General features: G+C 69.3%; 1 pseudogene. It reads right to left on the bottom strand.

Going from position 1 to position 472, the window contains the following annotated elements:
• Positions 1-472, bottom strand: a pseudogene (locus BGN95_RS15590) (amidohydrolase family protein); the annotation flags it as partial.

Raw genomic sequence — 472 nt, 5'->3', positions numbered from 1 at the left:
GGGGCGAAGCTGTAGCCGCGGATGAAGGCGAGTTTGACCGTTTCCGCGCCGTTCGGCCCGTCGATCTGCGCCGGCTGGCCGATCGTGATGCTGGCATGCCCGCCCGGCAGCATGTCGATGCCCTTGTCCCCGGCGGCGACCAGCGCGTCGACCTCGCGCTCGGCGGCGAGCGGCGGCCCGCCATAGGTGTTGTAGCGTTTGCCGGCGAACGGGGCCGAGCCCGAATCGATCACCGTCTTCCACCGCGCGACGCCGCCCGCGTCGACGTCGAACGTTTCGGTCGCGTCGCCCTGATCGGTATAGCCGCGGATCGCGATCGCGGTCGGCCGCTTGTCCGGCCCGAGCGTCATCACCTCGTCGGTCTCGGTGACCCAGCCGCGCAGCGACATCGACATGCGATAGGCGATCCGCCCGTCGGGCATCGTCCACGACCAGACGTCGCCGTGTTTTCCGGCGATCGAGCTGAAGGTAT

Origin of the sequence: Sphingomonas sp. 66-10, from assembly GCF_001897045.1 — a bacterium.
Lineage (GTDB): Bacteria > Pseudomonadota > Alphaproteobacteria > Sphingomonadales > Sphingomonadaceae > Sphingomonas > Sphingomonas lycopersici.
Note: the sequence above shows the minus strand (reverse complement) of the source record. Positions and strands in the feature narration are given on the sequence as shown.